Origin of the sequence: Neiella marina, from assembly GCF_002165625.1 — a bacterium.
Classification (GTDB): domain Bacteria; phylum Pseudomonadota; class Gammaproteobacteria; order Enterobacterales; family Neiellaceae; genus Neiella; species Neiella marina.
Map to the genome: position 1 here is coordinate 21,960 of NZ_NGNS01000034.1, position 8,025 is coordinate 29,984.

The 8,025-nt window shown below is 46.9% G+C and carries 7 protein-coding genes; 3 read left to right on the forward strand and 4 right to left on the reverse strand.

Annotation, left to right across the window (positions count from 1 at the left end):
- Positions 1 to 5: 5 nt before the first annotated feature.
- From CBE68_RS18020 to CBE68_RS18035, 4 genes are all read right to left on the reverse strand, one after another.
- The gene (locus tag CBE68_RS18020) at positions 6 to 770 is read right to left on the reverse strand and encodes a methyltransferase domain-containing protein (RefSeq protein WP_158100667.1); all 765 of its coding nucleotides are present in this window, start codon (positions 768 to 770) and stop codon (positions 6 to 8) included.
- 88 nt (positions 771 to 858) lie between these two features.
- Positions 859 to 1,815, reverse strand: a complete 957-nt coding sequence (locus tag CBE68_RS18025; RefSeq protein WP_087507612.1) for a hypothetical protein — start codon at positions 1,813 to 1,815, stop codon at positions 859 to 861.
- A gap of 57 nt (positions 1,816 to 1,872) precedes the next feature.
- Positions 1,873 to 2,964 carry a DegT/DnrJ/EryC1/StrS family aminotransferase gene (locus CBE68_RS18030; protein WP_087507613.1) on the reverse strand — a complete coding sequence of 364 codons (1,092 nt, stop codon included), beginning with the start codon at positions 2,962 to 2,964 and terminating at the stop codon, positions 1,873 to 1,875.
- A gap of 253 nt (positions 2,965 to 3,217) precedes the next feature.
- Positions 3,218 to 3,967 carry a sulfotransferase gene (locus CBE68_RS18035; protein ID WP_087507614.1) on the reverse strand — a complete coding sequence of 250 codons (750 nt, stop codon included), beginning with the start codon at positions 3,965 to 3,967 and terminating at the stop codon, positions 3,218 to 3,220.
- Positions 3,968 to 4,309: 342 nt separating this feature from the next.
- Here CBE68_RS18035 and CBE68_RS18040 point away from each other — a divergent pair, with 342 nt between their 5' ends.
- From CBE68_RS18040 to fliD, 3 genes are all read left to right on the forward strand, one after another.
- The gene (locus tag CBE68_RS18040; protein ID WP_087507615.1) at positions 4,310 to 5,893 is read left to right on the forward strand and encodes a flagellin N-terminal helical domain-containing protein; all 1,584 of its coding nucleotides are present in this window, start codon (positions 4,310 to 4,312) and stop codon (positions 5,891 to 5,893) included.
- Positions 5,894 to 6,022: 129 nt separating this feature from the next.
- Entirely contained in the window at positions 6,023 to 6,451 is a 429-nt protein-coding gene (locus tag CBE68_RS18045; protein WP_087507616.1) for a flagellar protein FlaG, read from the forward strand.
- Positions 6,452 to 6,462: 11 nt separating this feature from the next.
- Complete coding sequence (gene fliD / locus CBE68_RS18050; RefSeq protein WP_087507617.1) at positions 6,463 to 7,881, forward strand: flagellar filament capping protein FliD; 1,419 nt, start codon at positions 6,463 to 6,465, stop codon at positions 7,879 to 7,881.
- Positions 7,882 to 8,025: the final 144 nt, after the last annotated feature.

Consider the following 8,025-nt stretch of genomic DNA (forward strand, 5'->3'; position numbering starts at 1 on the left):
GTCCTTTACTTCCAGTAGTCCATGAATCCATTTTTGAAATGCAGGTATTGCCAGCCGAGTGCTTGATTGAGTTGCTCTACTTGAGGTTGAATCACATCTGCATGCTCTCTAAACAGCACCCACATTTTTGAATCTGGATTATAAACCGAGCATTGGTAACCCCAGTTTTCCATTAGAATAGCCATACTCTTGTTAGTATGAAAAGCACAATGCACGGGGATCAGATACATCCAATTTGGATCTTTGGGGACAGTTTCAGGGACTAGAGTGTGGATAGCGAAGCTACCTCGATCGCTGACATACGATTCGATTTCATCAAGAGTTTCTCTGCCGCGGACATGTTCGAAAACGGCCGTGTTGACGACCAAATCAAACTGCCGTGGTTTGAGCTCGGCTTCCTTGATGACGTTGATGTGCGGCGTGAAGTACTTATCGTAAGTTAACAAGTTAAGGTCAAAGTAGTCATTCAATAATTGCGATACCGCGCCGACGCCACAGCCCCAATCTAACCAATTGCCTTGTTTGACCAGACCTTGCTTGGTCATCAACGAGAGCATCATGGCCTGGTTAAAATAGCGTTGGTTACGATTGTGGGGGTTATCTTCCGCGAAGTGACTTTTGGTATGATACGCCTCGTTTAGTTGGTTCCAATCGCTTTGGGACAACTCAAAATGAGTGTGTGATGCGCAAAAACCGCAGTTGGGGCATTTGCAGTAGTCCACTTTGCCTAAGTCGTACTCATCAAATTGCTTTGAAAAGTAATAGTTCATGTTGGAATCGCAGATAAGGCATTTCATCAACAATCTAATCCTGTTATCGGGCGGCATTGTTGCCTACCGCACTTCATTTCTAATTTGCTCAGGTTTGCAGTAGCTGCTCAACTGCGGTGGCCAAAACAGCCATTTGTTGTTCGTCATAGCGATGATCGATTGGCAGAGGGACTAAATGTTGCGCCAGATGTAATTCAGTCGCCGGCACATCTTGGTTACGAGTTTCGACGTCGGACCATAGCGCAGGAACGAACAGACCTTTTCGCGACAATTCAGCTCTATCAATTGCTTTATCCGCCAGCAATGGATAACAAAATGGACTAACGGGGCGGCTCGGTAAATCAAGTTGATTGTATTGGCCTAATCGCTGATGCAAATAGTCAAAGTTTCTTTGTCGAGTCAACTGAACCGATAGCATATCAACTTGCTTTAAAAGCTGCTGGCTCAATGGCAGCATTTCAGAGACGGTGCAATCGAAACTCTGTTCGTGCTGCTTATACAGCTCATATCCTTGTTGGGTAAATCCTGCTGCGCGTAATTCGTTGTGTTTGATGCTGCGCGCTGACGCTGGCGCGGGGTAAATCTGTGCTGCTGGCGCGCAAAGTAAAGCACCATCAGGTATGCCAAAGTACTTTCTTAGTGAGCTAAAGGCATAATGCCGCGATGGCTCAAATCCAAATAAGTTATGAGTGTCATCAATAATCAGTTGCTCAGGACAATACCTTTCAATCAGCTGCTCTTTAACATCTGAACAAATGCCAAAATAGTTAATCCATAAGAAAACATCGCCGGTCTTTAATGATGGTAGCTTGCAAGGAATGAACTGCTGATCAATCGGGTAGAAACAAAGTTCTATACCTAGTTGTTCAAATGGTAACAGCACCGAGTCACAGCAATAGTGAGGCACATAGGCGCGCTTGGGGTTAAGGTGCTGAAGGATCGCTGTCAGGCAGGCCCTGCCACTCGTTAAACGATGAAGCTCTGGCCTTTGCCACATCGCTACCTTGGGTTGCTCAAGCTCAAAATAACCGCCAATATTGTGCACAAGCCGTGTCCTTCTCTGCGCTATTGCGAATCGCCAATGCGTCCCACTATCGGTGATTTAATTGGTATTGGCTAGTCGCTGAAACAGTGCGCTAAATTGTTGATCACTAATGTGACAGGTTTCGCTGTGACAGGGCACATTGATAATTCGATCATACAGTCCCTTGGCTGTCGGCGTTGCAGCAAGCGGCGTGTAGTATTTCCGCAAGGTGATGTAAGGATTAGCCAAGTCGTCATCGGTAATTGGTTGATCGGCTAACAGCGGTACATTGCCATAGGGCTTATCCGGTTCAAGTGGCAGCAGCAAGCGCAGCCCTTGCTGTTCGGCCAGCGATGCGATTCGAGCCGCTTGTTGAGTGTATACCGGATACCATTCAAACATTTGCTGCAGCCATGCCATGATGGATGCTGCATTAATATCGGCAAGCTTTTCATTGCTGCAATAGCGGCGCTCAATATGAGCCTGAGCACGACCAAAACACAACATGTCTTTAATGAGTTTGTCGTCTTGTTCATTGACGATGATGCAACCGCCTTCACCGATCCCCCAAGGTTTGGTTTGGTGGAAGCTGATCGCTTCATTGGGCGAGTGTTGGTGACGCCAACCGGAAAACAAGCCCACTGCATTATCGACAATCAGTACTTTATTGTGTTGTTTACAGAATTGCTCGTATGCACTGATGTCCTGGCAGAGGCCGAAAATATTGGTGATGACAATGCCATCCCAACTTGATTCCGGCAGGGATTTCAATGCATCGATGCTTAGCATGCCATTGATGTCACAATCGAGAACCTGAGCATCGCTCAAGCAACCGATGTTGCTGGCGATAAAGCCAAACGATGAAATCACCCAATTGAGCTTGCGACCCGCTTTGTGCTCTTCTAGGTGAACGAGCGTATGTAGCGCGGCAGTGCCACTTTTGCACATCACCGCTTTTTTATGTGGTGGCAGGTTTAGCTTCTGTTCTAAAAAGCTTTCTAGACGCTGGCTGGCTGGTCCATAGTTGGCCCAGTGATTGTTTGCCTTACTGTCGACCAATAACGATTGTATGGCTTCAAAATCCATGGCTTTGTTTTCAATGAATGCCACTGGTTTCACATCAGATAACAACTCAATTGCCGATTTGGCTTGTGGATTTTGTGTTGCCATAACAATACCTTCTCGAAAGTATCAGAACCTCTTACAACTGGGTCCTATCAATGTCTGAACTCTTTATCGGCGCTTTCGCTTGAAAGTTAAGTGCCCAGCAGTGCAAAAATGTCGCTCCTTTATTTCGCCCACTGATTATTGAGTCAATGGTATCGAACCTGTTGCGCAGGTTTACTGCAATAAAGCAACGGCAGGTTTTTGACACAACCCCATCTAGCCAAGTTCTGTGCACATTACATGCCAGCGGCAATAATCACTGGCTTAACAGTTGAGCATAGTTGTCCGAGTTGATAGTGGCGGCGATCACTGAACGTTGATACTCATCAAGCCCCAGCGCTCGTTTTGCTTCTATTTCTTTACGTTTGTCAGCATTTTGTTGCCACAACTCCAGTTGAGTCGGCGGTAGTGGCAATTGCAAAGATTGATACAGGCTCTTCAATACCACGGTATCTCGATACAAATCCTCGTACTTGATGACGAAAATACGGAGCTTTTTCATCGCTTCTAAGGTCTTTGCAATTGATTCATTCCATTCATCGATAGCAACTCGCCAATTTCGCTCGACGGGCCAAAGGCGCTCGGCGGATTGGCCCTGGGCCACCTGTTGTTGAGTTTTTTCCGCCCTTTTTTGGTAAGAATCGGCAACTTCATAAGGGTTGCGCATCATATATATGACCTGACAATCGGGAAAATTGCTGATCAGCTTGTTGTAGTGATTGAACAGTGACGGCAGCTTGTCGCCAACCCATTGGGCTTGCTCGAAGTATTCGGCAGCTTGGCCATAGTAGGCTTGGTGGACCGCGTGGTGTGAGTCATCTGCTTGATAGTCAATACAGAAGCGATGTTTTTCGAACAAAGACGGATCGAAATCGCCCGTTTTTGCTAGCCGCCACGCAAACCGTTCTCGCCCCATCACGATTGCCTGATCGTTACGAAGAAAGTTGGCGATGGTGGTTGTACCAGAACGAGAAGTGCCGGTAATAAATAGATGATGCTGGGGCATTGCTGCTGCTCCGAACGTCCGAAGATTGACTAACCCTTAGTTTACGGAAAGAAGCACTCGTTGTGCCAACATGAAATAAGTGATTTGGATCATATCTAAAGCTGATACCCCATCTGTTCTCCGAATTTTTATTTAACGGTTGGTTTATGGATAAAAACAAATAAAAACAGGTTGATAACACATTGTCTCGCTCCTTTGATTGTGAACCAAAGGCCGACAGAGAGGGGCATTTGATAAAAATTTAAATTTTTTTCTAAAGGATTTTTTTAATGGCCCGATAACCATGGTGAGACTAAAAAATACCTGCTGAGGTTTTGACCCGCAGGACAAGAGGAAAACACTATGGCTCTTACCGTTCAAACTAACGTTTCTGCGATTAACTCAACGCGAAACCTGAGCAAGGCCTCTGATGGGGTCAATACATCTCTGACTCGTTTATCTTCGGGCTTGCGTATTAACAGCGCACGTGACGATGCAGCAGGTCTTCAGATTTCTAACCGCTTAACATCTCAGATTAACGGTCTGAATGTTGCTGTTCGTAACGCCAACGATGGTATCTCGATTTCGCAAACTGCTGAAGGTGCGTTGCAAGAATCAACCAACATCCTGCAGCGTATGCGTGACCTGTCCATTCAGTCGGCAAACGGCTCAAACTCTTCTTCAGATCGTGTAGCGATTCAAGAAGAAGTAGCTCAGCTGCAAAAAGAATTGACCCGTATCGCTGAAACCACTTCTTTCGGTGACCGTAAACTACTTGACGGTTCATTCGGTTCTGAAGCATTCCAAGTTGGTGCGCAGGCGAACGAAACCATTGATGTCACCTTGGCTGCATTCCGCTCTTCAGACATGGGTACGTACCAGTCACAACTGCGTAACTCAGATGGCTCTGGTGGTGCGGCTCCTGCTTCTGCTGGTGGTCTGGGTACAGTTGTTGTTGTAACCGGTGCGGCTTCTGCTCCTCAAGGTGTTGCTGCTGCTGCAGGCAACGGCGTTGATGGCGGTGATATCACCATTACTTCTTCTGGTGCATCTGACACCATTACCGTTGCAGCTGACGAATCTGCCGGTGAGGTTGCAGACAAGATTAACTCCAACGCGGTTGAAACTGGCGTTAAAGCTGACGCTCGTACTCAAATCGACGTCACAGGCTTCACTGCCTTGACTGAAGGCGACACCATCTCATTTGACTTGGTCGGCGCAAATGACGGCACTAGCCAAGAGAAAACCATCATTGCCACTGTTGGCGCTAATGGCAACATTGAAACGTTGGCAAATGAAATTAACAAGGTTTCTGGCGATACTGGTATCACTGCGGTTGCCGAAGATGGTGGCTCGACACTTCGATTAGTGAGTGAGAACGGTGAAGACATCAAGATCGGTAACTTGAATGCTGGCGGAGCGACGTTAACTGCTGAAGCATACGAGTTTGATGGTGAAACTAAGTCAACTGGTGCCGGTGTGACCTTTGATGATGGTGATGCGGTCACCTTCTCCGGAGTTGTCCAACTTAATGGTGACAGTGCTTACAATGTATCTTCGGCAGATGCCTCGGTAGCAGTTGGTTCGGGTACCGATATCGCCAATACCGGCACAGTCAAAGCTTCCGAGTTGAGCGCCGTTTCTGACATTGACGTGACCACGGCCAAAGGTGCTCAAGATGCGCTCGCGGTGATTGACGATGCACTTTCATACATCGACAGCTCTCGAGCTCAGTTGGGTGCGGTACAAAACCGTCTAACTTCAACAATCTCTAACCTTGAGAATATTGTTGAGAACTCATCTGCATCACGTAGCCGTATTCGTGACACAGACTTTGCCAAAGAGACCACTGAGCTGACCAAGAACCAGATCTTGCAGCAGGCCAGTACTTCGATTTTGGCACAGGCCCAGCAGTTGCCACAGGCAGCATTGAGTTTACTTGGCTAAATCAAGTAGTTAACTCGCTGAAAAAGGAGCTCATTAAGTTGAGCTCCTTTTTGCGTTTGTACGGCTAAAGTATTTGCATACTCGGTCGATAAATGAACAATAGAGGAAAGGCTCTTTCGGAGGTGACTTATGGCGATTGACAATAGTGTCATGCCAGATCTGAGCGCGGCGACGACTATTAAGCCTCAGGTAGCTCCACAAGCTGATGAAACTTCTAAGTCTGAAGAAGTAACTAAGCAGACCGTGCAAGAAGCAATTGCTGCGGCAGAAGCAGCAAAAGCACAAGCACAGGCAGAGGTGGAGCAAAAAGCTGCGGCGGCGGAGGAAGAGCTGAAGCCCGAGCAGCTTGAAGTTGTGGTACAGCAATTGCAGGAATTTGTGCAGACCTTGAATCGAGATATTGCATTTTCGGTTGATAAAGAGTCTGGCAAGGATGTGATTAAGGTGACTAATCAAGACACCGGAGAATTGGTACGGCAAATCCCTTCCGAAGAAGTGCTGTTACTTGCCGCTCGTTTATCTGAAGCAACCGGACTGCTTGTAAATACAGAAGTTTAAGAGAGTTCGTTATGTCAACAATTTCTACTCCAGGTATTGGCTCTGGCATTGATATCAATGCCATTGTAGGCGCTTATATTGACGCTGAACGGGTACCGTTTGAGGCGCGCACCAAGGAGCAGGAAGACAGGTATGTTAATCAGATTACCGGCTACGGAACCCTCCGCACAGCGGTTGATACACTAGAGAGCTCGCTCGCCAAGCTGACTGAGTCTGATACTTATGGGGGAATGAAAATGACCCTCAGCAGTAGCAGCTACTTTGCCGCGACAATTGATGAGACCGCAGACGCAGGTAGTTATGAAATTGAAGTGCAACAACTTGCGGAAGCTCAGAAGTTGACCTCTGCAGGCTTTGTTGCTGAAGATCCTGTCGGTGAAGGGCGACTGGAAATTAGCCTTGGCAGCGATACCTTTGAAATTACCGTTGCAGCTGACGCAACTCTTGACGACATCAAAGAAGCCATCAATGACGCGACTGATAATCCCGGTCTTTCGGCTTCGATTGTGACTGATGATACTGGCGCTCACCTGGTACTTAATTCTTCTCAAACCGGGTTGGCTAACCAAATTACCATTAAAGCCTTTGACGCCACGGATACTGAAATCACCGATGGTACAGGTTTAGGAAAGCTGCAATTTGACTCGGCCGATGTTGCTGGTAGCCAAATGAGCGAAACTCAATCTGCTCAGGATGCAATCATTATCATTGACGGGTCGTTGACGGTAACCAACGACTCAAACTTGATCGAAGGCGCGATTGAAGGTGTCACATTTAACCTAACTGATACCAACGAACCAGGCGAAACGACTCGGATCAGTATTTCCGAAGATTCCGGTCAAATTAATAATGCTGTCAAAGCATTTGTCGATGCCTACAACAATTACATTGAGACATCAAAAAGCCTTCAGTATGTCAATCTCGATGCGGACATTACTGCGCCGCTGGCTGGTGATGCGACGCTGCGTATGATGGATCGCCAGTTCCGAGGCGTAGTGAGCTCGACATTTGGCGAAACAGGCATTAACTCGTTATCTAACATGGGGATCACCACCAATCGAGATGGCTATCTTGAGGTTGACTCTTCGGCATTATCAGAAGCTATCAAGAGCAATACCGAAGATCTGCAAAACTTCTTCATCGGTACCGATGAAGAACCCGGCATGGCGGTAAAACTCGAAGCGCAATTGCAAATCTATTCCGGCGCTGATGGCATTGTTAGTACTCGGGTAGACACCTTAACAGGTCAGGTAGAGCGCTTAGACATAGAGCGCGAGATTTTTGAAGAGCGAATCGCAACTCAAGAAGCGCAGCTTTATTCGCGATTCAATGCCATGGATGCACAAGTCGCATCACTGAATAACACGTTAGATTTTGTTACCTCGCAGTTGAAAAACTTACCGGGCGTGGTCAGAAACAACAAAGACTAACTCAGTTAGCCTGTTGGACAATAAAAAAGCAGCCTGTGGCCTGTCTCTTATACACAAATCCCCGCTAAGCAATTGGCGGGGATTTTTTTGAACTTTTTCCGTTAACTTCGATCTGATCTCCACACTACTTTTTGGGGAGTATCA

What these genes read in the sequence shown, in the direction of transcription:
- CBE68_RS18020 (WP_158100667.1), bottom strand. Translation starts at nt 770, where the DNA reads ATGAACTATTACTTTTCAAAGCAATTTGATGAGTACGACTTAGGCAAA.
- CBE68_RS18030 (WP_087507613.1), bottom strand. Translation starts at nt 2,964, where the DNA reads ATGGCAACACAAAATCCACAAGCCAAATCGGCAATTGAGTTGTTATCT.
- CBE68_RS18035 (WP_087507614.1), bottom strand. Translation starts at nt 3,967, where the DNA reads ATGCCCCAGCATCATCTATTTATTACCGGCACTTCTCGTTCTGGTACA.
- CBE68_RS18040 (WP_087507615.1), top strand. Translation starts at nt 4,310, where the DNA reads ATGGCTCTTACCGTTCAAACTAACGTTTCTGCGATTAACTCAACGCGA.
- CBE68_RS18045 (WP_087507616.1), top strand. Translation starts at nt 6,023, where the DNA reads ATGGCGATTGACAATAGTGTCATGCCAGATCTGAGCGCGGCGACGACT.
- fliD (WP_087507617.1), top strand. Translation starts at nt 6,463, where the DNA reads ATGTCAACAATTTCTACTCCAGGTATTGGCTCTGGCATTGATATCAAT.